Below are 24,541 nucleotides of genomic sequence, written 5' to 3' on the forward strand. Positions count from 1 at the left end.
ATGTCATCTATATATAATTTTGATGTTATTATAGTTGGTGGAGGACATTCTGGCACAGAAGCAGCTTTAGCTTCTTCTCGAATGGGAAGAAAAACTTTATTGCTGACTCAAAACATAAATACTATTGGCGCTTTATCTTGTAATCCTTCAATTGGAGGAATAGGTAAAAGTCATTTAGTAAAAGAAATTGATGCTTTAGGTGGAGTTATGGCAAAAGCTATTGATAAATCAGGAATTCAGTTTAAAGTACTAAATTCTAGTAAAGGATTTGCTGTACGTTCTACTAGAGCACAAGCAGATAGAAAATTATATAGTCAAATGATAAAAAAAACACTTTTATTACAAAAAAAATTATTAGTTTTACAAGAAGATGTTTGTGATATTATTGTAAAAAAATACAAAGTTATAGGTGTTATAACAAAAAAAAAAATAAATTTTTTTCTAGATCTGTTGTACTAACAGTAGGTACTTTTTTAGATGGCAAAATTTATATAGGAAACAAAATTTTTTCAGGAGGACGTATTGGTGATCATTCTTCTATTAAATTATCAAATCGTCTTAGAGATTTACCGATTAATATTAATAGATTAAAAACTGGAACACCTCCTCGATTAGACAAAAATACTATTGATTTTTCAAAATTAAAAGCTCAGTATAGTGATAATCCTATACCAGTTTTTTCTTTTACGTGTACCCAAAAAGAACATCCCCGACAAATACCGTGTTATATAACTTCAACTAATGAAAAAACACACGAAATTATTTATAAAAATATTAGTAAAAGTCCTATTTATTCGGGTTTAATAAAGGGAATTGGTCCTCGTTATTGTCCATCTATCGAAGATAAAATCATTCGTTTTTCTGATCGTACATCACATCAGGTATTTTTAGAACCGTCTGGGTTATATGATATTGAAATATATCCAAATGGAATTTCAACAAGTTTACCTGAAGATATTCAATTAAAATTTGTTAATTCTATAGAAGGATTAGAAAAAGCTAAAATTATTCAACCTGGTTATGCTGTTGAATATGATTATTGTGATCCTCGTTCTTTAAAACTGACCCTAGAATGTAAATTCATTTCCGGATTATTTTTTGCTGGACAAATTAATGGAACAACAGGTTATGAAGAGGCGGCTGCTCAAGGTATATTAGCAGGTATTAATGCTGCATTATATGCATTTGAGAAAAAAGGTTGGTATCCAAATAGAAATCAAGCTTATTTAGGTGTTTTAATTGATGATTTATGTATTAAAGGAACAAATGAACCTTATCGAATGTTTACAGCTAGGGCAGAGTATCGATTAATATTGCGAGAAGATAATGCAGATTTAAGATTAACAAATATTGCAAAAAATTTTGGTTTGATTGATGATTTAAGATGGAATCGTTACAATCAAAAATTGCTAAATATAAAAAATGAATCTTGTCGTTTAAACAATTTACCAATTAAATCTAAACTATATCAAATCAATACATTGAATAATTTTTTTGGAATTAAAATAAATTCTGAATTTACAGCTAAAAATTTGTTAAAGAGATCGGAAATTAATTATTCTAAACTTGTTTCTTTTGAATATTTTGGTCCAGGAATACAAGATTCAGAGGCTTCTGAACAAATAGAAATTCAAGAAAAATATCATGGCTATATTGTTCGACAAAAAAAAGAAGTGCAACGTCAATTAAATAATGAGCGTACTTTTTTATTAAAGATTAATGATTATAAAAATGTAAAAGGATTATCTAATGAAGTTATTTCAAAATTGAATTTTTATAAACCTCATTCAGTTGGACAAGCATCTCGTATTTCTGGAATTACACCTGCTGCTATTTCTCTTTTGTTAATACATTTAAAGAAAATATCATCTTTGTTGTAATTTTATAAAATATTAAAAATTTTAATTTTTAGATAAATATTAAACATATCATTTATTGTATTTTAATATTATTAATATGTTAATAAAATTAACGTTTAAAGATTTTTTTATGTTTAAAAATTATTTTTTTATTCTTATAAATATGTTTTATAACTTTTTTATTTAACTTTAAATGTTATTTTGTTTCTTTATTTATTACATTTTTAAATGTATTATTTTTTATAATAAATAATTACTATCTAATATTAAAAAGGATAAAATTAAGATGGATTTAAAGAATAACTTTAATTTGCCAAGTTATATTAATCATCACTTGTGTCATTTGAAATTTAATTTGAATAATTTTAGTTTTCTCGATTGTACTGGAAACAATTTTCAAAACTTTTGGATAATTAATTTTGATTCAATGTTTTTTTCATTATTATTAGGAATTGTTTTTTTAACTTTTTTTTTTCAAATATCAAAAAATTTTACTATTTATAAACCTAGTAAAATACAAATTTTTACTGAATTATTAATGAATTTTATTAATCATAATATTAAAGGTATTTACCATGGAAATAATAAGTTAATTGCTCCTTTGTCATTAACTATTTTTTCTTGGATTTTTTTAATGAATTTAATGGATTTGATTCCTATTGATTTTATTCCATTTATTTTGGAATGCTTTTTTGGATCTAAAATTTCAATTCGTGCAGTTCCGACATCTGATATTAATATTACTGCTTCTATGGCTCTAGTTGTATTTATATTAATCATTTTTTATAGTATAAAAATAAACGGTATTAAAGGATTTATAAAGTGTTTTTTTATTTATCCATTTAAACATCCTGTTTTTTTTATTTTAAATTTTATATTAGAAAGTATTAATTTATTGTCGAAACCAATTTCTTTAGGATTAAGATTATTTGGAAATATGTATGCTGGTGAAATGATTTTTATATTAATTGCAGGATTATTACCATGGTGGTTACAATGGATATTGAGTGTGCCATGGGCAATTTTTCATATTTTAGTAATTTCGCTTCAAGCTTTTATTTTTATGGTGTTAACAACTGTATATTTATCTATAGCTTTTGAAAAACACTAATGAAATTAAATAAAAAAAGTTATTTTAATAATTTAAAAAGAGGATAAACATGGATAATGTAAATATAGATATGTTATATATTTCAGTGGCGTTGATTGTAGGTTTAGCAGCTATTGGCGCAGCAATAGGTATTGGTATTTTAGGAAGTAAATTTATGGAAGGTATATCTAGACAACCTGATTTAGTACCTTTATTGAGAACACAATTTTTTGTAATTATGGGTTTAGTTGATGCAATTCCTATGATTGCTGTAGGATTAGGTTTATATATGTTATTTTCAGTTACATAAAATATGTTTATTTTTTTATATTTAAATTTTAAACTAATTATCATTAATATATTTATAAAAAATCTTTACGTTATATCTTGAATAACGTAAAGATATATTACTTTAATTTTTGATATAAGGTAAAATAATATGGATTTTAATGCAACAATTATTGGTCAAGCGTTATCTTTTATTTTATTCATATTTTTTTGTATGAAGTATATTTGGCCTACAATAATTTCTAAAATAGAGATTAGACAGAAAGAAATTCAAGATGAATTATTTTTTGTTCAACAATCAAAAGAAGAGATAAAAAATTATAAAAAAAAAGTAGAATCTGAAATTAAACTTTTGAAGCAAGAAGCTTCTAATATAATTGACTTAGCTGTACAAGAAAAAATAAAAATTTTAGATAAAGCGCGTTTGAATGCAGAAATAGAAAAAAAAATAATTTTAGATCAAGCGTATAAAGATATAGAATTAGAATATCAGAAAGTACGTGATGAATTACGTCAAAGAGTGAGTCAAATAGCTATAGATATTTCAAGAAAAATAATAGATTGTTCTATTCATGAAGTTAAAAAAAATGATACAATTAGTTCGTTGATAGAAAAAATTTAGGAATAATTTAATGTTAAAAACGTATGATATAGCTCAATTATATGCTAAGGCTATTTATAAATGTGCTATAGATAATCTTCATTCGTTAGATTCTTGGAAAACAACATTGCATTTTATGGTAAAAATATTAAATCATAAAAACGTTAGGAATATACTTGCTCAGTTTCATACTTCAAAACAATTCTCATCTTTTTTGATTAGTAGTTTTTATGGTAAAATAAATAAATATGAAAAAAATTTTATTAAAATTATTTCTGAAAACCAACGTTTAATGATATTAGAAATGATATTACAAGAGTTTATAAAACTCTGTCAAGCTCATGAAAAAAAAATTATTGCTAATGTTTTTTCAGCATATTCATTAAATGAGATGCAATCAAATCATATTAAAATAATGTTACAAAAAAAATTTAAACAGAAAAAAATTGATATTAAATATAATATAGAAAAGTCAATGATAGATGGTTTGATTATACGTATTAACGATAAGATAATTAATGCATCAGTTGATTTTAGACTAAGGCAACTTTTAGAATTTTTAAAAAATTAAAAGATAAATATAATATGCAATTAAATTCGAATGAAATTTGTGAACTAATAAGTAAAAGGATTGCTCAGTTTAATATTGTTAGTTCTATGTATAATGAAGGAAAGGTAATTTCGGTTAGTGATGGTATTATACAAATTTATGGATTATCAGATGTTATGCAGGGAGAAATGTTATTGTTATCTAATGGTAAATATGCAATTGCATTAAATTTGGAAAAAAATATAGTTGGAGCAATAGTTATAGGAGAATATCAAGATATTGTTGAAGGTGATTTAGTAAAATGTACAGGTCGTGTTTTTGAAATACCTGTAGGTTCTAAGTTTTTAGGTAGAGTAGTGAATTCGTTGGGTATGCCAATAGATGGAAAAGGACGAATATATGAGGAAAAATATTCACCTATAGAAAGAAACGCACCAGGAGTAATTGATAGGTATGAAATTAATGAGCCATTACAAACTGGATATAAGTCTGTTGATGTCATGGTTCCAATTGGTAAAGGACAACGTGAATTAATTATTGGAGATCGTCAAACAGGAAAAACTTCTTTAGCTATAGATACTATTATTAATCAGAAAAATTCTAATGTAAAATGCATATATGTAGCTATTGGACAAAAACTTTCTACCATAGTCAATTTAGTTAAACAATTAGAAGATAATTATGTATTAAATAATACTATTATAGTTGTAGCTGCAGCTTCTGAGTCTGCATCTTTACAGTATCTAGCTCCATATTCTGGATGTTCTTTAGGAGAATATTTTCGTGATAAAGGAGAAGACGCATTAATAATATATGATGATTTGTCTAAACATGCTATCGCATATAGGCAAATTTCTTTGTTATTAAGGCGTCCGCCGGGTAGGGAAGCATTTCCAGGAGATATTTTTTATTTGCATTCCAGATTACTAGAACGAGCTTGTAAAGTAAATTTTAATTATTTAAAAAATTTTTCTTGTAATGAAAATAAAGATAAAAATATTACTGGTTCTTTAACCGCATTACCTATTATCGAAACACAGAATGGAGATGTATCTTCTTTTATACCGACTAATGTTATTTCTATAACAGATGGTCAAATATTTTTAGAATCTAGTTTATTTAATTCTGGTATTAGACCAGCAATTAATCCAGGTATTTCAGTTTCTCGTGTAGGAGGAGCAGCTCAATGTCAAATTATTCGTAAATTATCTTCTGGTATTAGGACTTCATTAGCACAATATCAAGAGTTAGTTTCTTTTTCTCAGTTTTCTTCAGAATTGGATGTAGTAACTCGTAATCAATTGATTCATGGAAAAAAATTAATTGAAATATTAAAACAAAAACAATATCAACCTATGTCTATATCTGAACAGGTGATTATATTAGTTGCTGCTGAAAATAATTTTTTGATGGATATTCCTATAGAAAAAATTAGTAATTTTGAAAAACTTTTAATAATTTTCTTTAATGAAAATTATAGTGAATTATTTTCTGAAATTAATCATTTTGGAAGATTTGATTCTATAGTTAACCAAAAATTAGTAAGCATTATTAAAGAATTTAAGTTAGTTAAATCTTGGTAATATAAAATATAATAGGCTTTTAGGAGAAGCTTATCTATGACCAGTATTAAAGAAATAAAAAAAAAAATTCATAGTGTTCATAGCACTAAAAAAATAACAAAAGCTATGGAAATGGTCTCAATTGTAAAAATGAAAAAAATGAGAGAACGAATTAATACTAGTCTTTCATATTTTAAGGTAATACAAAATATTATTTCTAATATACAGTTAGGAAGTTTAGAATATAATCATGCTTATTTAAACAGAGAATTTAAAAATAAAGTGGGTTTTATTGTTGTTTCTACCGATAGGGGTTTATGTAGTAATTTAAATACTTTTTTATTTAAGAATGTATTAGAAATGTTAAAAAAAAAAATAATAAAAATATATCTAGTTATTTTTTTATTATAGGTTTAAAAGGATTAATGTTTTTTAAATCTCTTGAATACAATGTATTACATAGTATTATTAATTTAAAAGAGAATTTTGAACTATTAGATTTGGTAGAAATGATTGATGAAGTTTTAGAACAATATTTATCTAAAAAAATAGATAAAGTATTTCTTGTCTATAATAAATTTAATAACACTATTTGTTACACTCCTATAATTACTCAATTGTTACCTATTCATAAATTAGATTTAAATAAAAATAAAAAAAAACAAATATGGGATTATATTTATGAATCTAATTCTAAATTATTGTTGGATACTGTTTTAAATCGTTATATTAAATTTAAAATTTATCAATCTGTTTTAGAAAATTTACTTTGTGAGCAGGCTGCTCGTATGTTGGCAATGAAAAAAGCAACAGATAATAGCACTGATTTAATAAAGGGATTAGAAATGTATTATAATAAAGAACGTCAATCTAGTATTACTCAAGAATTAATTGAAATTGTTTCAGGAGCTTCTGCAGTTTCTTTAAACTAATTCAGTAGCAATTTTCAGAGGTTTTAAATGGTTATTGGGAAAATAGTTCAAATTATTGGAGCTGTAGTTGATGTTGAATTTCCTCAAGAATCAGTTCCTAAAATATTTAGTGCATTAAAGATTGAAAATAAAGGTTCTATTTTAATATTAGAAGTTCAACAGCAATTAGGATCAGGCGTAGTTAGAACTATTGTTATGGGTTCTTCTAATGGATTAAAAAGAGGTATATCTGTTGTAGATTTAGGGCATAAAATAAGAGTTCCAGTAGGAACAGCTACATTAGGAAGAATCATAAATGTATTAGGTCAACCTATAGATATGAAAGGAGAATTGAAAAATAGTGATGGTACTGATCCTGAATATTGGGAAATTCATCGTTCATCACCAAAGTATGATGAGTTAGTAAATTCTTACACGGTATTAGAAACTGGTATTAAAGTTATTGATTTAATTTGTCCATTTTCGAAAGGAGGAAAAATTGGTTTGTTTGGTGGTGCAGGTGTTGGTAAAACAGTTAATATGATGGAATTAATTAGAAATATAGCTGTAGAACATTCGGGATATTCGGTATTTACTGGAGTAGGTGAACGTACTAGAGAAGGTAGTGATTTTTATAATGAAATGCGTGTTTCGTCTGTTTTAGATAAGGTTGCATTGGTTTATGGTCAAATGAATGAACCTCCAGGTAATAGATTACGTGTTGCGTTTACTGGTTTGACGCTTGCTGAAAAATTTCGAGATGAAGGAAAAGATGTTTTATTATTTATTGACAATATATATCGTTATACGTTAGCTGGTACAGAAGTATCTGCATTGTTAGGAAGAATTCCTTCCGCTGTAGGTTATCAACCTACTTTATCTGAAGAAATGGGTATATTGCAAGAACGTATTACATCTACTAAAACAGGTTCAATTACTTCCGTACAAGCTATTTATGTTCCTGCTGACGATTTAACTGATCCTTCTCCTGCTACTACTTTTGTTCATTTAGATTCAACTATTACATTAAGTCGTCAGATTGCTTCATTAGGTATTTATCCTGCTATTGATCCGTTAAATTCTACAAGTCGTCAGCTTGATCCTCGTATTATAGGTCAATTACATTATGATATCGCATCTAAAGTTCGTTCTATTTTACAGAGATATGAGGAATTAAAAGATATTATTGCTATATTAGGTATGGATGAATTGTCTGAAGATGATAAATTATTAGTATCTAGAGCAAGAAAAATACAAAAATTTTTATCTCAACCTTTTTTTGTAGCAGAAATTTTTACTGGATTTTTAGGAAAATATGTAAAACTGTCAGATACTATTGATGGTTTTAAAAAAATTATTGAAGGTGATTTAGATCATATACCAGAACAATTTTTTTATATGACTGGATCTATAAATGAAGTTATTAATAAATCAAAGAAATTATAATATGAATTATGATACAGTATGTTTGTTAGATGTTGTAAGTGTTGAAAAAAATATTTTTTCTGGATTAATAAAAAAAATTCAGGTGTCAGGATCAAAAGGTGAATTGGGAATTTATCCTAAGCATTCTCAATTACTATCTTTACTTAATCCTGGAATGTTATTTATCTTAGATAAGAATGATAATCAACATTTTTTTTATATTTCAGGAGGTATTATAGAAGTACAACCTATAAGAATTAGTATTTTAGCTGATATAGCTATCTTAGGAATAGATTTAAATATTGATGAAATTTTAAAAATGAAAAAAAGTATAGAAAATAAGATCAAAAATAACACTTTTAGCCATCGAAAAACAATAATGAAAGATTTGTCTTGCGAATTGGCTAAACTACGTGTAATTGCTATGATGAATAGTAAAAATAATGTAATTTTAAAAGATAGGTAATAAATAATTTTTTGGGATTTTAAATTGTGTTATATTAGTTTAAAGCGGCAGAGAATAGTCGATATTATTGATATTTCTGTCGCATGCTTTTTTATATAAAAAATTATTATTTTTTATATAATATTATTTTTAGTAATTTTATATATCAATGTTATTAGCTTTGAGTGCATGTAGTTCTATAAATAGTTTTCTTGGTTCAACAGCATCTCCCATAAGTGTATTGAATAGTTTATCAGTCGGGTGAAAATTTTTATCAACTGAAACTTTTAACATTCTTCTAGTTTTTGGATTCATAGTTGTTTTCCATAATTGTTCTGGATTCATTTCACCTAAACCTTTATATCTTTGAATGGATGTGTTTTTTAAAGAATCTTGTATTAGTAGTTTTAAACTATTTTTAAAATTAGTGATAGGGTATGTTTTTTTATTTTTTTCAATATATATTTTTTGTTTGATCATTTTTTGTAGTTTTATACTGAAATCACATATTTTGTGATATTCATTACTATTGATAAAAATAGTTTTAAATTTATATTTATTTTTTTGTCCATTTTTTATCATGATTAATGATGGTTCAAAAATTTTTTTAGTAGAATCACATTCAATATTTGATGAATAGCTATAATTTATATTAGATTTTTTTTGTAATTCTAAAGAGAAGTGATTAATCCAATTTTTCACGTGTTTTTTTTCATTTAAATTACTTAGTTTAGGATGATATAGTAATTCTTGAAGGATTTTTAATGGAAAAATTTTTTTAAGTGATAAAAATATTTTTTGAATAGAATAATATTCTAAAATTATTTTTTTAAGATTATATTGTGAGCTTATTGTTTTGTTAATACTCTTACTTTTTAAATAAACGTTTTTTAATGAAATATTTAATTTATAATTATTTATTGAATTTTCATCTTTAATGTATTTTACTGTTTTTTCTTGTGTGATTTTATATAATGGTGGTTGTGCTATGTATAAATATCCTCTGTTAATAATTTCTGGCATGTATCGATAAAAAAAAGTCAAAAGAAGAGTTCGAATATGTGAACCATCAATGTCAGCATCTGTCATGATAATAATTCTGTGATAACGTAGTTTATCAGGATTATATTCATTTTTTCCTATTCCACATCCGAGCGCTGTAATCAATGCTGTTACTTCTTGTGAAGAAAGCATTTTTTCATATTTTGCTTTTTCTACGTTTAATATTTTTCCTTTTAGAGGTAGAATTGCTTGATTTTTTCGATTTCGTGCTTGTTTTGCTGATCCCCCTGCTGAATCTCCTTCTACTAAATAAATTTCTGATAATTTTGGATCTTTTTCTTGACAATCAGATAGTTTTCCAGGTAGTCCAATTAAATCTAGAGTTCCTTTTTTTCTTATTAATTCTCTTGTTCGTCTAGCAGCCAGCCTTATTTTTGAAGATTCAATGATTTTAGAAACAATGTTTTTTGTTTCTTGTGGATTTTCTAGTAAAAATTCCATTAAAAATTCATGTACTAGTGATTCTATAGTTTGTTTTACGTTTGATGAAATTAATTTGTTTTTAGTTTGAGATGAGAATTTTGGATCTTCTAGTTTTATAGATATAATAGCAGTTAAACCTTCTCTTGTATCATCTCCTATGATATTTATTTTGTTTTTTTTAGTATATCCTTCTTTGTCAAGATAATTATTTATAGTTCTTGTTAATGCTGAACGAAAACCAGATAAATGGGTTCCTCCATCTTGTTGTGGAATATTATTAGTATAACAATGTATGTTTTCTTTAAATCCTTCATTCCATTGCATGGATATTTCTACATCAATGTTGTTTTTTTGAGAACGAAAATAAAATATTTTAGAATGTATATGTTTTTTTTTTTTATTTAAAAATGTAATAAATTCAATTAAACCTCCTTGTTGATAAAAATGTTTTTGAATATTTTTTTTTATGTCGTATAGATGAATAGAAATTTTTGAATTTAGAAAAGATAATTCTTGTAATCGTTTATATAAAACGTCCCAATTAAATTTTGTAATATTAGTAAAAATTTTAAGATTAGGCCAAAGTCTTATTTTTGTTCCTGTAATTTTTGTTTTACCTATAATAGATAGTTTGTTATTAGGTTTTCCATCTTTATAACATTGGTAATATATTTTTTTGTTACGGTATATAAATAACTCTAATTTTTTTGATAACGCATTTACAACTGATATCCCAACCCCATGTAAACCACCTGATACTTTATAAGAAATATTGTCGAATTTTCCGCCTGCATGTAATATTGTCATAATAACTTCCGCAGCTGAAATTCCTTCTTCATCGTGAATATCTGTTGGAATTCCTCTTCCATCATCTTGTATAGAAATCGAGTTATCTTCATATATTACTACTGTAATATTTTTACAAAATCCTGCTAAAGCTTCATCAATAGAATTATCAATTACTTCAAACACCATGTGATGTAAGCCAGTTCCATCATCTGTATTTCCAATGTACATTCCGGGACGTTTTTTTACTGCATCTAAACCTTTTAATATTTTGATACTTGATGAATCATAAGATTGTGGCATATTTTTCCTAGTATGAAATTTAATGTGATGAAAAATATAAATTTATTTTATAGTAATTTTTTTATATTTTTAATTTCGTATATAAATTTTTGTTTTAAAAATATAGAGTAATCTTTACAAATATAGATTTTATAGTTGTAGTGGCATTATAATATAAATTGATTGAGATATAGAATTATTGTTGTTAGTTTGAATTTGTATACTTCCTGTAGATTCATTTATTAATAACAGCACTTCGTTTTCTTTTATAATATTTAAAACATCTATTATATAAAAAGCATTTATTGATATTTTTATTTTTATATCAGCATGGATTGTATTTAGTATTTCAAATGCTTCTTCATCATGCTGGTTTCTTGTTGTAATGATTAATTCATTGTAGTTATTATTATATATATTTACTCCTTTAAATTTTTCGTTGGATAGAATAGCTACTCTGGATAATGCTTCTTTGAACAAAATCGAATTTAAAATTATTTTTTTCTTAGGTTCAGTGAGTATAATTGAAGTGTAATTTGGAAATTTTTCTATAATGATCTTACTGGTAAAAATTAGATTATTTATTTTTAATTGAAAATAGTTATTACTTATTTTTATTATTATGTTTTCGCTAGAATAATTTTTTAATAATTTAATAAGTTCTAACGTTCCTTTTCTAGGTAATATTATTGAAAAAGTATCTTTGTTAATAAATTTTTTTATTGGAGTTTTACATATAGCTATTCTATAACCATCTGTAGCTACAGCATATAAGTTTTGATTTTTTATTTCAAGTAATAATCCATTTAAAAAATATCTTACATCTTGAATAGCCATAGAAAAGTATGTTGAATGTAGAATTTCTTGAAAAATTTTTTGAGGTATTGAAAGAGTTATTTGATGTTCGGATATTTTTAAGTTTGGAAAATTTATTGGTGGTAATGTTGTCAGTATATATCGACTGGTATTTATAAGGATTTGTAATTTTTCATTAATAAGTTCAACGTATAAATTACATTTTTTGGATAAACTTTTACAAATATCTAGTATTTTTTTTCCTGAAATTGTTATATTTCCTGGTGTTAATATAGAGATATTTTTTGAAATGCTGATTTTTATTTCTATTTCTGTATTCGTTGATGTTAAAAATAATGTATTGTGATTTGTTTCTAATAGAACATTTTCAAGTATAGGGTGTGTATTATTTCGAGTTAATAAATTATTAACTCTTTTCAGTGCTTCAATAAAATATTTGTTTAGTATTATAAATTTCATAAATTTATGATAATAACATTTTAAGTGATTTTTAGAAATTATTTTTTGTTATATTTAAAAATTTTTATTTTTTTTTGTATCTTTATATTATGATAATTTAATTTTAATTATTAGATTTATATTTAAAATCGAAAAATTTTTATTAATTGGTTTTTTTAATATTATTGTTTGTATTATTTTATTTTAAACAATTAATTAAAAATAATATTTTTATGGTGGATGTAGTTGATAGAGAAAAATAATATTTAAAGACTTTTTTAAAATTTATATTATTGTAATGGATTTTTTTTGTAAATAAAATAGTTCTTGTAAAGTTTTATATACTGAATGTATATTAAGTTTTTTTAAACAAAAATAACAATACAAAATAGTTTTTAGATTTTTAGCAGTGTTATATGTTTAATTTTGTAGTTAGATTTGTTTAGTTGATATTTATAAATTTTTAATGATTTATGTTTGTTGTTATGTCGGTATTAAGTGTTTTATATATTTTTACTATTTTTTAAAAATTATTTTTGTTTAAAATTATTTTTTAAAAAAAATATGTTAGTATTACTAATGCTTTTTATATTAACAAATATTATTTAGTAATTTACTAAAATTTCAATATAGTTATTTTTATTTAATTTTAGTAAAATTTATTAGGTAAATTTATACTTATTATTTTTTAGAGATTTTTTTAATATTGTTTTTATTGTGTATTAAATCTTTCAATAAATAGTTATTTTTTGATTTGACGTTTTTGTTTACATTATAAATAATATTTTTGATGTTAAATGATGAATAGGATTAACTTATTTAAAAATTTTTTATTCAAATTTTTTAATGAGTTATTTATAAATCATGAAATCGATATTTATTTTATAAATTGGTTTTGTTAGGATAAAATCATTTAACTTAGAACATTTATATATCTTTTGATCAAAAATTTTATTTTTAATTATTTCATATTAAGTTTATTAATTAATATTTTATTTTTAGAGGTTATTAGGATTTAAAAAAATGAAGAGAACTTTTCAACCTTCTATATTAAAAAGAAATAGATCTCATGGATTTAGAGCAAGAATGAGAACAAAGAATGGTCGTCATATTTTATCTCGACGACGTTCTAAATTAAGATTAAAATTAACTGTTTCTTCTGATTAAGAACAAAATTTTGGAATATTAGATGTGTTAAATTTTTGTTTTAAAAAAAAAAGTAGATTACTTACTAATTATGATTTTAAATATGTGTTTAAAAATCCTAATGTAATAAAGTGTAGTGAAATAATTATTTTAGCAAGAATGAATTCGTTGTCATATTCGCGTTTAGGAATAAGTATTTCTAAAAAACAGATTAAATATTCATATCAACGTAATAAGATAAAACGTGTAATTCGAGAAATATTCAGAACTATTCAATATCGGTTGATTAATTCAGACTTTGTAGTTATAACAAAATTTAATTTTTTAAAAATGAATTTTAAGTTGTTAGTAAGAAAATTAGAAAATTTATGGTCTTATTATTATCAATAATTTTGTTTTTAATTTTAATAAAATTTTATTCATTTTGTATTAATATTTTATTTTTCTATTTTCGTTTTATTCTACATATTAATATTATACAATAAATTTTTTATGTTATTTAAAATTGATATAAAAATTATGTTTAATAGTAAACCAGATATTGAAATTTTGTCCTTTTCATTTTTTGATTTGGATAATATATTTAAATGAATTAAAGATATAAGAGAATATTAAATATGTATGTCTGGAGAAATTTTTTTGTTGTTTTATTTTTTTTTATTTCGTTTTTATTATGGGAAACATGGAAACAAAAAGATATTTATTTGCATGTGAATAAAACAGTATCATTTCTTAACAATTCTAATTTAATTAATAATTATAGTTTTAAAAATTCAAAATCAAATATTTTGGTAAAAACTGATGTTTTAAAAATTGAAATTAATTTACATGGAGGTGATATAGAAAAAGCTGAATTATTAAATTTTAAAAGTAAATTAAATTCTTCTGAACCGTTAGTGTTGCTAAATACTAAAAAAGATTTTTTATATCAAGTGCAAAGTGGATTGGTAGGAAAAAACGGATTGGAAAAATTAGATAATAATATTCGGCCATTGTATATTTCTGATAATAAGTATTATGAACTGTCTCATAATAAAAAAGAGATTAAAATTCCATTAACATTTGTTTCTTCTAACGGAGTGATTTATAAAAAAATATTCATATTGAAACCTGGTCAGTATGATATTATAGTAAAGTATGAAATCGATAATATCACGAATAAAAATTTAGAATTATCTATGTATGGAAAATTAAAACAAACATTAAATTATCCTAAAACACCTACAACTTATAAAATTAATTTTTCGTCACAGACTTTTCGGGGAGCAGCATATTCTTCGGATAATAACAAATATGTTAAATGTTCATTCGATTCTATTATTAACAAACCACAAGAAAAAATAGTTGTTACACATAGTGGATGGATAGCTATGTTGCAAAAATATTTTGTTACAGCATGGATTCCTGATAATACTCATTTTAACACTTTATATACAAATAATTTAAACAATGATATAGCTGAAATTGGTTATTATTCGAATTTAATAAATATTTCTCCACATAGTAAAGTTATTCTTAGTTCAAAATTGTGGGTTGGACCTGAAATTCAAGATGTAATGGCTAATATTGCACCGCATTTAGATTTAACTGTTGATTATGGATGGTTATGGTTTTTATCTCAACCTTTATTCAAACTTTTAAAATTTTTATATAGTATTTTTGGTAATTGGGGTATTTCTATAATTTTAATTACGTTCATTATTAGAGGTTTGACTTTTCCTTTAACAAAATTTCAGTTTAAAACTATGATTAAATTACGTGATTTGCAACCTAAAATTAATTTTATTAAAGAGAAATTTAAAAATAATAAGCGAAAATTAAGTGAAGAAATAGTTTTGTTGTATAAGAAAAAAAATGTTAATCCATTAGGAGGTTGTTTACCTTTAATTATACAAATGCCAATTTTTTTAGCATTATATTATATGTTAATTGGTTCTGTAGAGTTGCGTCATTCTCCGTTTATATTTTGGATTAAAGATCTTTCTGATCAAGATCCATATTATATTTTACCCGTATTAATGGGTTTAACCATGTTTTTTATTCAACGTATTACTCCAAATAACATATCTGATCCTCTCCAAAAAAATATTATGAACTATATGCCTATATTTTTTACAGTATTTTTTTTGTGGTTTCCATCTGGATTAGTATTATATTATGTAATTAGTAATTTAATAACAATCATTCAGCAGAAATTAATTATTAGAAACTTAAATAAATTTAAACAATGAATTAATTATAAATAATCTTATTTTTTTTATGTTAAAAGATTTTTTATTTATAGATAATGAATAAATAATAGAGAAAATATTATTACAAAACTGATATCTTATTATTTATATCAAAGTTTAGATAAAAGGTTAATTATTAATATATGAATATTTTTAATGATACAATTGTATCGAGAATTACTCCTGAAGGAAGAAGCAGTGTTGGAATTATAAGAATTTCTGGAAAACTAGTTTATAAAGTTATTTTAATAGTATTAAAAAAAAATAAACTTCCTGTTCGAAAAGCTTGTTATTTATCATTTTTCGATATTTTTGGAAAAATTATAGATCAAGGAATTTCTTTGTGGTTTCCAAAACCTTATTCATTTACAGGTGAAGATGTTTTGGAACTTCAAGGACATGGAAATCCAGTTATTATTGATTTAATTATTTCTACTATATTATCTATATCTGGAATTCGTTTAGCAAATCCAGGTGAATTTTCTGAACGTGCTTTTTTAAACGGAAAAATTGATTTAGTGCAAGCTGAATCTGTATCAGATCTAATTAATGCTACTTCTGAACAAGCTGTTAGAGCTTCATTAAGATCTTTACAAGGTATGTTTTCTGTTTATATTAATGATTTGGTAAAAAAATTTGTTAATCTTCGAACAAAGATAGAAACTCAAATTAATTTTTCAGAAGAAGATATTAATTTTAATTATGAAAAGAATAAGATTGATTATGAAATAAATAAAATTATTAATAATATTAAAGATATACAAAATATTGCTGTAAAAGGTAATGTTATAAGGGAAGGAATAAGAGTAGTCATATCAGGAGATCCAAATTCTGGAAAGTCTAGTTTATTAAATGCATTATCTTTTAATGATCGTGCTATAGTCACTCATGTTCCTGGAACTACACGAGATGTTATTTATGAAAATATAATTATTAATGGTATATTGTTTATTTTAATAGATACTGCCGGTTTGCGTTCCACAAAAGATTTTGTGGAAAAAATAGGAATTGAGCGTGCTTGGAAGGAAATTTATTCGGCTGAACATATATTATTTGTTATTGATGGATCATTAAGTGATTTTGATCAATGTAAAAGTTATAATACTTTTATTAATTCTGTATCTAATATTTCTCATATTACTATTGTTTTTAGTAAATTAGATTTAAATGAATTTAAATCAATTTCTAGTATTAAAAATTCTAAATACAAAATTTTATCTGTATCATCTAAAACAGGATTAGGTATTGAAGAATTACGTCAACATTTATATGTTAGTACAAAAAAACTAAACGATACGGTAGACAGTTCAGAAGGTGTAATATTAGCTCGTCGTCGTCATCTTAATATATTATTTTTAATATTAGATAAAATGATTGAGGGGAAAAAGACTTGGATTGAAATGTGTAATTTTGAGTTATTAGCTGAAGATTTACGTTTGTGTCAGAATTATTTAGGTGAAATTACTGGAAAAAATACTTCAGATCAATTATTATCCGATATATTTTCTAAATTTTGTATAGGAAAATAAGTTATTAATTTTAAAATAAGGATTGGATTAAATTAGTTTTTCAATAAAATGTGTATTTTTTGTGAACAAGATTTGTTAATGCGTGCTAAGGCAATATATAGATATACTATAAAAGAAATTTTTATTGCGTTGGATATGACTGTTTCAAAAAATTTGGTTTATAATAAGGGATTTATTGGAAAATTATTGGAATATATTTTAGGTGTTTCTAGTAAAGTAAGAAATAAAAAATGTATTGATTTTCCAAATTTAGAAATAGAATTAAAATCTATACCGGTAAGTAAATTTAATATTCCTTTAGAATCTACTTTTATTTGTAATGCGCCATTGATGGATAATGGAATAGAATATACGTGGAAAAATTCTTATATTTATAATAAAGTTAAAAAAATATTATGGATTCCTATTTATGGGAGTTTAAAAACTTCATTTTTTAATAAGGTTATTGGAAAAGCTTTTATTTGGACAATGAAAAAATCTCAATTAAGTGTTTTAGAAGAAGATTGGAATTTTTTTATGGATTTAATTTCTGTTGGGAAAATAAATAAAATATCATCACGAGATGGGCAATTTCTTCAAGTTAAAAAAAAGTGCAAAAATAATTTTTATGTTTCAAAATATATAGATCACAGAGGCCAATTAAAGAAGATTAACCCTAGGGCATTTTATTTAAAAAAAACTTTTACACAAAAAATATTGAAGAATTTTTAAATAAAATTTTTTGCCTGAAGGTGGAATTGAACCACCGACACGAGGATTTTCAGTCCTCTGCTCTACCAACTGAGCTATCCAGGCAAAAATGTATTTTCTATTTAATCATTAATAATTAGATGTTGTCAATATTTTTTTATATTTATCAATAGTTTTATTGATGCAAAATAAAATATATATATGAGTTTATTTTTTGATTGATAAAAAATTTTTATTTAAAAGTTATAAAATACTAAAAAAATTTTTTTTTTAGACTTGAAAGTTTTAATAATAATCCCTATATCTTAAAATAGATAGATAAATTAATAATTACAATTTATAGAGTAAAAGTGATTGTTTCACTAGGGGATGTGTAGAATGAAAATTCGTCCATTACATGATCGTGTTATTGTTAAAAGAAAAGAAGTAGAATCAAGATCGGCAGGTGGTATAGTATTAACAGGTTCGGCTGCGGGAAAATCTACTCGTGGTACGGTAACTGCTGTGGGAAACGGTCGTATTTTAGATAATGGTAATATAAAATCATTAGATGTTAAAGTTGGAGACACTGTAATTTTTAATGAAGGTTATGGTGCTAAAATAGAAAAAATAGATAATGAAGAATTATTAATTTTAACTGAAAGTGACATATTAGCAATTGTTGAAGAGTAATTTTATTTACTAAATAAACTATATTTAAGTTTAAGGAAAAAATTCAATGGCAGCTAAAGATGTAAAATTTGGAAATGAAGCTCGTGTTAAAATGCTTCGGGGTGTTAATGTATTAGCCGATGCAGTAAAAGTAACTTTAGGACCAAAAGGTAGAAACGTAGTTTTAGATAAATCTTTTGGTGCTCCTAGTATTACTAAAGATGGAGTTTCTGTTGCACGAGAAATAGAATTAGAAGATAAATTTGAGAATATGGGTGCTCAAATGGTAAAGGAAGTAGCTTCTAAAGCTAATGATGCTGCAGGGGATGGAACTACAACTGCTACTTTGTTAGCTCAAGCTATTGTAAATGAAGGTTTAAAGGCCGTTGCCGCTGGAATGAATCCTATGGATTTAAAAAGAGGTATAGATAAAGCTGTTATTTCAGCAGTAGAAGAATTAAGAGTTATGTCTGTTCCATGTTCTGATTCTAAAGCTATTACACAAGTAGGTACTATTTCTGCTAATGCAGATGAAAAGGTAGGTTCCTTAATAGCTGATGCAATGGAAAAAGTTGGTAAAGATGGGGTAATTACTGTTGAAGAAGGTACTGGTTTACAAGATGAATTAGAAGTAGTAAAAGGAATGCAATTCGATCGTGGCTATTTATCTCCTTATTTTATTAATAAGCCAGAGACAGGTATTGTTGAATTAGAAAATCCTTATATTTTAATGGCAGATAAAAAGATATCAAATGTTAGAGAATTGTTACCTGTTTTAGAAGCAGTTGCAAAGTCTGGCAAACCTTTGTTAATTATTTCTGAAGATTTAGAAGGCGAAGCATTAGCTACTTTAGTAGTTAACTCTATGCGAGGTATAGTTAAAGTTTCTGCAGTTAAAGCTCCTGGTTTTGGTGATCGAAGAAAATCTATGTTACAAGATATTGCTATACTTACTTCTGGAACAGTAATATCTGAAGAGTTAGCAATGGAATTAGAAAAATCAACATTAGAAGATCTAGGTCAAGCGAAAAGGGTAGTGATTAATAAAGATACTACTACTATTATTGGTGGTATTGGAGATAAACATAGTATTAGAAGTAGAATTAATCAAATTCGCCAACAAATTCAAGAAGCAACTTCAGACTATGATAAAGAAAAATTAAATGAACGTTTAGCTAAATTATCTGGTGGAGTTGCTGTTCTAAAAGTTGGTGCAGCTACAGAAGTAGAAATGAAAGAAAAAAAAGCTCGAGTTGAAGATGCTTTGCATGCAACTAGAGCTGCTGTAGAAGAAGGAGTAGTTCCTGGAGGAGGTGTTGCATTAGTGAGAGTGGCTGCTAAAATTTCTGATATAGAAGGTCAAAATGAAGATCAAAATATGGGAATTAGAGTAGCTCTTCGTGCTATGGAAGCACCTTTACGTCAAATTGTTTCGAATTCAGGTGAAGAACCATCTGTAGTTACAAATAATGTTAAAGATGGAAAAGGTAATTATGGATATAATGCTGCTACAGATGAATATGGTGATATGATTAGTTTTGGAATTCTAGATCCAACAAAAGTTACTCGTTCAGCATTACAATATGCATCATCTGTGGCTGGATTGATGATAACAACAGAATGTATGGTGACTGATTTACCTAAGGAAGAAAAATCAGATTTAGGTAGTGGTAACGGTTCACCAGCTGCTGGTGGAATGGGTGGTATGGGTGGAATGATGTAGGTTTTATTTTTTGATAGTTTCTTAATATTTCTCTCCTTAACAATTTGGAGAGAAATATTTTAGTTTGTGGTTATTAAATATTAGAGTATTATTTATATTTTTTTATTTATTTTATTTAAAGTAAATTTTTGATTGTTCTTAACTTTAAATTTTAGTTATATAATTATTATATAAATATTTTAGACTTATTTAGATATGAGTTGATATTTTTTATAATATTTTTATAAATTTTTTATACTTTAAGTATAAAGATAGAACATAATTTTATGATAAATTGTACTAAAATAGGTAAATTAATATGGGAATGTATCATAGTAATCAGTTAAAAATCGGCTTGAAAGTAATTTATAATTTTGAACCTTATATAGTGATTTCTAATGAATTTATTAAACCTGGTAAAGGACAAGAGTTTTTTCGTATAAAATTTAAAAATTTATTAAATCAAAAGTTAATTGAAAAAACATGTAGATCTATGGATGTTTTTAAATCGGCTGATGTGTTGGAAGTTATAGCATCTTATATTTTTACAGATGGATCAAGTTGGGTTTTTATAAATAAGAAGAATTTTGAACAAATTTTTGTAGAAAAAAATGTTATTGTTCATGTTCTTTCTTGGTTATTACCCCAAAATGATTATATAATTACTTTATGGAATAATATTCCAATATCAGTCGTGTATTCTAATAATTTTATTGAAGTAGAAGTTGTTAATACTACTTCTAATTTTAAATATAATACTGTTAATTCAAGTAATAAATTAGCATTGTTAAAAACAGGTATTACTATAAAAGTTCCAACGTTTGTCCGAGTAGGTCAAATTATTAAGGTGGATACTCGTACGAATCAATACGTTTCAAAAATGAAATAAATAAATATTTCAAAATATAAGATTTAAATATTATTTATATGTATTTACGTGTTATATTTTTGTTCTATAACTATTCCAATTAAATGTTAACCATAGGCTTTTTCCTATTTTCATTCTATCCATAACTCGTTCTCCTAATAAAAATTTTAGACTTTTATAATCTAAATTAGATAGCATTCCAGTAGAACGTTTGGAAGATGATCTTCTATCTACAATTTGATTAATGATAACTTTTTCGTATCGAGATTCTATTTGCATACCAATTTCATCAATCATTAATAAATCTACATTACTTAGATTGTTTAGTAGTTTTTCTTCAGTCATATTGCTATTTCCGCTAAATGTTCCTTTTAAGTTTGACATTAAGTCTGCTACTGTAATAATTATAACACTTTTTCCATTCAAAATTAAATAGTTACCTATTGCTGATGCAAGATGATTTTTTCCGGTTCCTGGTTTTCCAGAAAATATAAAACTTGCTAGATTGGTATTGAATTCTTCTGCATATTTTTTTGATGCTATTACTGCTTTTTTATGTCCTTCATGTTCTACGCGATAGTTTTCAAATGAGCAATTTATATATAATTCTCGTATTCCTGATCTACCTAAAATTTTTTGAATTTTTGTTTCTCGATTTTTCTTTAAAATCGCTTGAGATGATAATTTTCCTTGTTCTTGATTCCAGATTAAAAGATCTTTTTCATTACGAAATTTTGGTTTTACATGTTTAGGAATTAAACATTTTAAACGCTTTAAAAATTTTATGTTGTTTATCATATTTTCTCTTAAGAATATTTTTATTTACAAATATTATAATTAGGAATAGATTAGTAATAACATTTAGCATTATTAGTATATATGTTAAATATGCATTCAATTTTTTTAAATTTGTAGAAATTTTTATTTTTTTATTGAGAATGTTTAGTTTTTAAAATATTATAAAAGTTAATATAATTATGACTTATGAATGTTTAAATATAAAAAGTAATTAACATTTTTTTTTTTTTTTTTTTTTTTTATAATACAATTTTTGGGTTATATATAAAATATTAAATATAATTTATTCATAGGATTATAAGTTGAATATGATTAATAATAATCGATTGCGAATTGCAATGCAACGGACTGGAAGATTAAGTGATGATTCGAAAGATTTATTGATGAGTTGTGGTATTAAAATTAATTTAAATTTTTTTTTTTTTTTTTTTTTGAGAATCCAATTATTGGGTATATATAATTTTTTTGATGTTTTTTCACGTTCTATATAGATTAATGCATTTTTTTTAATCCAATGATGTTTTGTTAGAAGAATAATTGTTTTTGAAAGTAATGTTGTATTAAAAGGAGGATCTAAAAATATTAAGTCATAAGATTTTTGTGGTTTTTTTAACCATGTTATAGTATCAGCATGAACAACATTTACGTTATCTATTTTTAGTTTTGTGAGTGTGTTTTTTAACAAATATACGGCTTGTTTGTGTATTTCAATACATGTTGAAGATAATGCATGACGTGAAACAGCTTCTAATCCTAATGCTCCACTACCAGAAAAACAATCTAGACAATGTGAAGTTTTTATTTTTTCTTTGCTAATCCAATTAAAAAGTGTTTCTCGCATATAATTGCTTGTTGGTCGAAGTTCGTGTATGTTCAGCACGGATATTGGAGATTTTTTGTATTTTCCTCCAATTATGCGAATTAAATTTTGTTTTTTATTAGTGAATTTATTATTTTTTTTTATTTTGTATTGCATATTTTACCTAAATTTTATTTATAGTTTTTATTAAGTTTTTAAAACTTAATTATGTTTACTTTTATTAAAATTATTAGTTATATTAATATGAGGATATTTATCAAATGTTTAAGAATAAATTTTTTTCTTGGTTTCATATACATAAAAACAAATCAAATAAAAAAGATAATAACGATGCAATTAAAAACAAGCATAAGATTATATCTGATCACTCGTGTAAATGTAATAAGAAAAAAAATGTATATGTCAAAAATAATGAATCTGATACTAAATGTATTATGGTTTCTCAAAATGATAATATTTATCATAATGCAAAAGAAAATAAAATTATAAATAGTGTATCTAATGTGAGCAAGAATTTAGAATTATTTGATCAAAATAATTTTTTAGAAAATCCAAAAGAAAAAAATAATTCTGATGTTTTGCTAAAAAAAAATAGTTTTTTTTCAATTTTAGCAAAAAAATTAATAAAAACTAAGGTTAGTTTTGGTGTTAAATTAAAAAATTTATTTTTTAAAAAAGAATTAAATAGTTCTCTTTTTAAAGAAATTGAAGAGAAATTGTTAATGTCTGATTTAGGAGTAGAAACTACACAGGAATTAATAGATACTTTATCAAATAACATAACTAGGGAAAAGTTGAAAGATGCTAATTTAGTTTTTCAAATTTTAAAAGATACTATGAGAAATATTTTATATAAAGTAGAACAGCCATTGAATTTTAACCATAAAAAATTATTTATTATTTTTGTTGTAGGTATAAATGGAGTGGGAAAGACTTCTATAATAGGTAAACTGTCTGAACAATATAAAAAGAATGGAAAATCTGTAATGTTAGTGGCAGCTGATACTTTTAGAGCTGCTGCTATTGATCAGTTAAAATTTTTTGGAGATAAAAATTCTATTCCAGTAATATGCAGAGCGCCTGGATCTGATCCAGCTTCAGTAGTTTATGATGCTTTAGTATCTGCTAAATGTAATGAAATTGATATTTTAATGATTGATACAGCAGGTAGAATGCATAATAAATGTAATTTAATGAAAGAATTAAATAAGATAAAATCAGTCATACGTAAAGTAGATTGTTCTCTTCCAAACGAGATTATGTTAGTATTAGATGCTTGTATTGGTCAAAATTCAATAAGACAGGCAGAGATATTTAATGAGGTTTTAAATATTACTGGATTGGTTATTACAAAATTAGATGGAACTGCAAAAGGAGGAATACTATTTTCTATCGCAAAGAAATTATCAATACCTATTAGATATATTAGTTTTGGTGAAAATAGTGATGATATTCAGATTTTTAATAGCGAAAATTTTGTTAATGCTATTTTTGACAATGGTATAGTAAAATAATTTTTTTGATTTTTTTATATTAGTTTTTTATTTTATTTTAAATTGTACAATCAT

At 24.4% G+C, this 24,541-nt stretch carries 21 protein-coding genes, 1 tRNA gene and 3 pseudogenes; 20 read left to right on the top strand and 5 right to left on the bottom strand.

The features are described 5' to 3' along the window. From mnmG to atpC, 10 genes and pseudogenes are all read left to right on the top strand, one after another. Nucleotides 1-1,880, top strand: a pseudogene (gene mnmG, locus UAR70_00005) (tRNA uridine-5-carboxymethylaminomethyl(34) synthesis enzyme MnmG). A gap of 265 nt (nt 1,881-2,145) precedes the next feature. Beyond that, a complete protein-coding gene (gene atpB, locus UAR70_00010; GenBank protein XBC39748.1) occupies nt 2,146-2,970 on the top strand; it encodes a F0F1 ATP synthase subunit A in 825 nt (274 codons plus the stop codon). Between the two features lie 49 nt (nt 2,971-3,019). Then, nucleotides 3,020-3,259, top strand: a complete 240-nt coding sequence (gene atpE / locus UAR70_00015; protein XBC39749.1) for a F0F1 ATP synthase subunit C — start codon at nt 3,020-3,022, stop codon at nt 3,257-3,259. A gap of 129 nt (nt 3,260-3,388) precedes the next feature. Then, nucleotides 3,389-3,859, top strand: coding sequence for a F0F1 ATP synthase subunit B (gene atpF, locus UAR70_00020; protein XBC39750.1), 471 nt, complete (start codon nt 3,389-3,391; stop codon nt 3,857-3,859). Nucleotides 3,860-3,869: 10 nt separating this feature from the next. Beyond that, entirely contained in the window at nt 3,870-4,409 is a 540-nt protein-coding gene (locus UAR70_00025) for a F0F1 ATP synthase subunit delta (GenBank protein ID XBC39751.1), read from the top strand. Between the two features lie 14 nt (nt 4,410-4,423). Continuing rightward, entirely contained in the window at nt 4,424-5,971 is a 1,548-nt protein-coding gene (atpA, locus tag UAR70_00030) for a F0F1 ATP synthase subunit alpha (protein ID XBC39752.1), read from the top strand. A gap of 36 nt (nt 5,972-6,007) precedes the next feature. Then, nucleotides 6,008-6,361 carry a FoF1 ATP synthase subunit gamma gene (locus tag UAR70_00035; GenBank protein XBC39753.1) on the top strand — a complete coding sequence of 118 codons (354 nt, stop codon included), beginning with the start codon at nt 6,008-6,010 and terminating at the stop codon, nt 6,359-6,361. Next, complete coding sequence (locus UAR70_00040; GenBank protein XBC40007.1) at nt 6,358-6,882, top strand: F0F1 ATP synthase subunit gamma; 525 nt, start codon at nt 6,358-6,360, stop codon at nt 6,880-6,882. The genes UAR70_00035 and UAR70_00040 overlap by 4 nt, the downstream gene beginning before the upstream one ends. A gap of 27 nt (nt 6,883-6,909) precedes the next feature. Then, the gene (gene atpD / locus UAR70_00045; protein XBC39754.1) at nt 6,910-8,307 is read left to right on the top strand and encodes a F0F1 ATP synthase subunit beta; all 1,398 of its coding nucleotides are present in this window, start codon (nt 6,910-6,912) and stop codon (nt 8,305-8,307) included. 1 nt (nt 8,308) lies between these two features. Beyond that, nucleotides 8,309-8,752, top strand: coding sequence for an ATP synthase F1 subunit epsilon (gene atpC, locus UAR70_00050; GenBank protein XBC39755.1), 444 nt, complete (start codon nt 8,309-8,311; stop codon nt 8,750-8,752). Nucleotides 8,753-8,890: 138 nt separating this feature from the next. Here the strand turns inward: atpC and gyrB are convergent, their stop codons facing one another. Together gyrB and dnaN are read right to left on the bottom strand one after the other, a co-directional pair. Further along, entirely contained in the window at nt 8,891-11,305 is a 2,415-nt protein-coding gene (gyrB, locus tag UAR70_00055; GenBank protein ID XBC39756.1) for a DNA topoisomerase (ATP-hydrolyzing) subunit B, read from the bottom strand. 129 nt (nt 11,306-11,434) lie between these two features. Beyond that, entirely contained in the window at nt 11,435-12,559 is a 1,125-nt protein-coding gene (gene dnaN / locus UAR70_00060) for a DNA polymerase III subunit beta (GenBank protein ID XBC39757.1), read from the bottom strand. Between the two features lie 1,002 nt (nt 12,560-13,561). On the opposite strand from dnaN, the gene rpmH reads away from it, so the two are divergent. From rpmH to mutH, 5 genes are all read left to right on the top strand, one after another. Beyond that, nucleotides 13,562-13,705 (top strand): 50S ribosomal protein L34, encoded by a 144-nt coding sequence (gene rpmH / locus UAR70_00065; protein XBC39758.1) that lies wholly within the window; start codon nt 13,562-13,564, stop codon nt 13,703-13,705. A gap of 24 nt (nt 13,706-13,729) precedes the next feature. Beyond that, the gene (gene rnpA, locus UAR70_00070; protein XBC39759.1) at nt 13,730-14,074 is read left to right on the top strand and encodes a ribonuclease P protein component; all 345 of its coding nucleotides are present in this window, start codon (nt 13,730-13,732) and stop codon (nt 14,072-14,074) included. Nucleotides 14,075-14,301: 227 nt separating this feature from the next. Next, complete coding sequence (yidC, locus tag UAR70_00075) at nt 14,302-15,915, top strand: membrane protein insertase YidC (protein ID XBC39760.1); 1,614 nt, start codon at nt 14,302-14,304, stop codon at nt 15,913-15,915. 143 nt (nt 15,916-16,058) lie between these two features. Continuing rightward, nucleotides 16,059-17,444 (top strand): tRNA uridine-5-carboxymethylaminomethyl(34) synthesis GTPase MnmE, encoded by a 1,386-nt coding sequence (gene mnmE / locus UAR70_00080; GenBank protein ID XBC39761.1) that lies wholly within the window; start codon nt 16,059-16,061, stop codon nt 17,442-17,444. 48 nt (nt 17,445-17,492) lie between these two features. After that, nucleotides 17,493-18,155, top strand: coding sequence for a DNA mismatch repair endonuclease MutH (gene mutH / locus UAR70_00085; protein ID XBC39762.1), 663 nt, complete (start codon nt 17,493-17,495; stop codon nt 18,153-18,155). An 11-nt stretch (nt 18,156-18,166) separates the two neighbouring features. On the opposite strand, the gene UAR70_00090 is transcribed toward mutH, so the two are convergent. Beyond that, nucleotides 18,167-18,239: transfer RNA gene (locus UAR70_00090), tRNA-Phe, on the bottom strand. A 273-nt stretch (nt 18,240-18,512) separates the two neighbouring features. Between UAR70_00090 and UAR70_00095 the strand changes: the two genes are divergently transcribed. The 3 genes from UAR70_00095 (at nt 18,513) to UAR70_00105 (ending at nt 21,376) form a co-directional block, all read left to right on the top strand. Then, nucleotides 18,513-18,806, top strand: a complete 294-nt coding sequence (locus UAR70_00095; protein XBC39763.1) for a co-chaperone GroES — start codon at nt 18,513-18,515, stop codon at nt 18,804-18,806. Nucleotides 18,807-18,852: 46 nt separating this feature from the next. Continuing rightward, complete coding sequence (gene groL, locus UAR70_00100; GenBank protein ID XBC39764.1) at nt 18,853-20,508, top strand: chaperonin GroEL; 1,656 nt, start codon at nt 18,853-18,855, stop codon at nt 20,506-20,508. 298 nt (nt 20,509-20,806) lie between these two features. Further along, nucleotides 20,807-21,376, top strand: a complete 570-nt coding sequence (locus UAR70_00105; protein ID XBC39765.1) for an elongation factor P — start codon at nt 20,807-20,809, stop codon at nt 21,374-21,376. Nucleotides 21,377-21,427: 51 nt separating this feature from the next. Here the strand turns inward: UAR70_00105 and dnaC are convergent, their stop codons facing one another. Continuing rightward, on the bottom strand, nt 21,428-22,153 hold the full coding sequence (gene dnaC, locus UAR70_00110) for a DNA replication protein DnaC (protein XBC39766.1): 726 nt from the start codon (nt 22,151-22,153) through the stop codon (nt 21,428-21,430). 308 nt (nt 22,154-22,461) lie between these two features. On the opposite strand from dnaC, the pseudogene hisG reads away from it, so the two are divergent. Next, nucleotides 22,462-22,566, top strand: a pseudogene (hisG, locus tag UAR70_00115) (ATP phosphoribosyltransferase). Between the two features lie 8 nt (nt 22,567-22,574). Here the strand turns inward: hisG and rsmD are convergent. After that, a pseudogene (gene rsmD / locus UAR70_00120) lies at nt 22,575-23,129 on the bottom strand (16S rRNA (guanine(966)-N(2))-methyltransferase RsmD). A gap of 104 nt (nt 23,130-23,233) precedes the next feature. Between rsmD and ftsY the strand changes: the two are divergent. Beyond that, nucleotides 23,234-24,487, top strand: coding sequence for a signal recognition particle-docking protein FtsY (gene ftsY, locus UAR70_00125; protein ID XBC39767.1), 1,254 nt, complete (start codon nt 23,234-23,236; stop codon nt 24,485-24,487). Nucleotides 24,488-24,541: the final 54 nt, after the last annotated feature.

This window comes from Buchnera aphidicola (Chaetogeoica yunlongensis) (assembly GCA_039829965.1).
GTDB classification, from domain to species: domain Bacteria; phylum Pseudomonadota; class Gammaproteobacteria; order Enterobacterales; family Enterobacteriaceae; genus Buchnera_B; species Buchnera_B aphidicola_BA.

Excerpts from the sequence above, each read along its gene's own strand:
- atpB (XBC39748.1), top strand. The coding sequence starts at position 2,146 with ATGGATTTAAAGAATAACTTTAATTTGCCAAGTTATATTAATCATCAC.
- atpE (XBC39749.1), top strand. The coding sequence starts at position 3,020 with ATGGATAATGTAAATATAGATATGTTATATATTTCAGTGGCGTTGATT.
- atpF (XBC39750.1), top strand. The coding sequence starts at position 3,389 with ATGGATTTTAATGCAACAATTATTGGTCAAGCGTTATCTTTTATTTTA.
- UAR70_00025 (XBC39751.1), top strand. The coding sequence starts at position 3,870 with ATGTTAAAAACGTATGATATAGCTCAATTATATGCTAAGGCTATTTAT.
- atpA (XBC39752.1), top strand. The coding sequence starts at position 4,424 with ATGCAATTAAATTCGAATGAAATTTGTGAACTAATAAGTAAAAGGATT.
- UAR70_00035 (XBC39753.1), top strand. The coding sequence starts at position 6,008 with ATGACCAGTATTAAAGAAATAAAAAAAAAAATTCATAGTGTTCATAGC.
- atpD (XBC39754.1), top strand. The coding sequence starts at position 6,910 with ATGGTTATTGGGAAAATAGTTCAAATTATTGGAGCTGTAGTTGATGTT.
- atpC (XBC39755.1), top strand. The coding sequence starts at position 8,309 with ATGAATTATGATACAGTATGTTTGTTAGATGTTGTAAGTGTTGAAAAA.
- gyrB (XBC39756.1), bottom strand. The coding sequence starts at position 11,305 with ATGCCACAATCTTATGATTCATCAAGTATCAAAATATTAAAAGGTTTA.
- dnaN (XBC39757.1), bottom strand. The coding sequence starts at position 12,559 with ATGAAATTTATAATACTAAACAAATATTTTATTGAAGCACTGAAAAGA.
- rpmH (XBC39758.1), top strand. The coding sequence starts at position 13,562 with ATGAAGAGAACTTTTCAACCTTCTATATTAAAAAGAAATAGATCTCAT.
- yidC (XBC39760.1), top strand. The coding sequence starts at position 14,302 with ATGTATGTCTGGAGAAATTTTTTTGTTGTTTTATTTTTTTTTATTTCG.
- mnmE (XBC39761.1), top strand. The coding sequence starts at position 16,059 with ATGAATATTTTTAATGATACAATTGTATCGAGAATTACTCCTGAAGGA.
- mutH (XBC39762.1), top strand. The coding sequence starts at position 17,493 with ATGTGTATTTTTTGTGAACAAGATTTGTTAATGCGTGCTAAGGCAATA.
- UAR70_00095 (XBC39763.1), top strand. The coding sequence starts at position 18,513 with ATGAAAATTCGTCCATTACATGATCGTGTTATTGTTAAAAGAAAAGAA.
- groL (XBC39764.1), top strand. The coding sequence starts at position 18,853 with ATGGCAGCTAAAGATGTAAAATTTGGAAATGAAGCTCGTGTTAAAATG.
- UAR70_00105 (XBC39765.1), top strand. The coding sequence starts at position 20,807 with ATGGGAATGTATCATAGTAATCAGTTAAAAATCGGCTTGAAAGTAATT.
- dnaC (XBC39766.1), bottom strand. The coding sequence starts at position 22,153 with ATGATAAACAACATAAAATTTTTAAAGCGTTTAAAATGTTTAATTCCT.
- ftsY (XBC39767.1), top strand. The coding sequence starts at position 23,234 with ATGTTTAAGAATAAATTTTTTTCTTGGTTTCATATACATAAAAACAAA.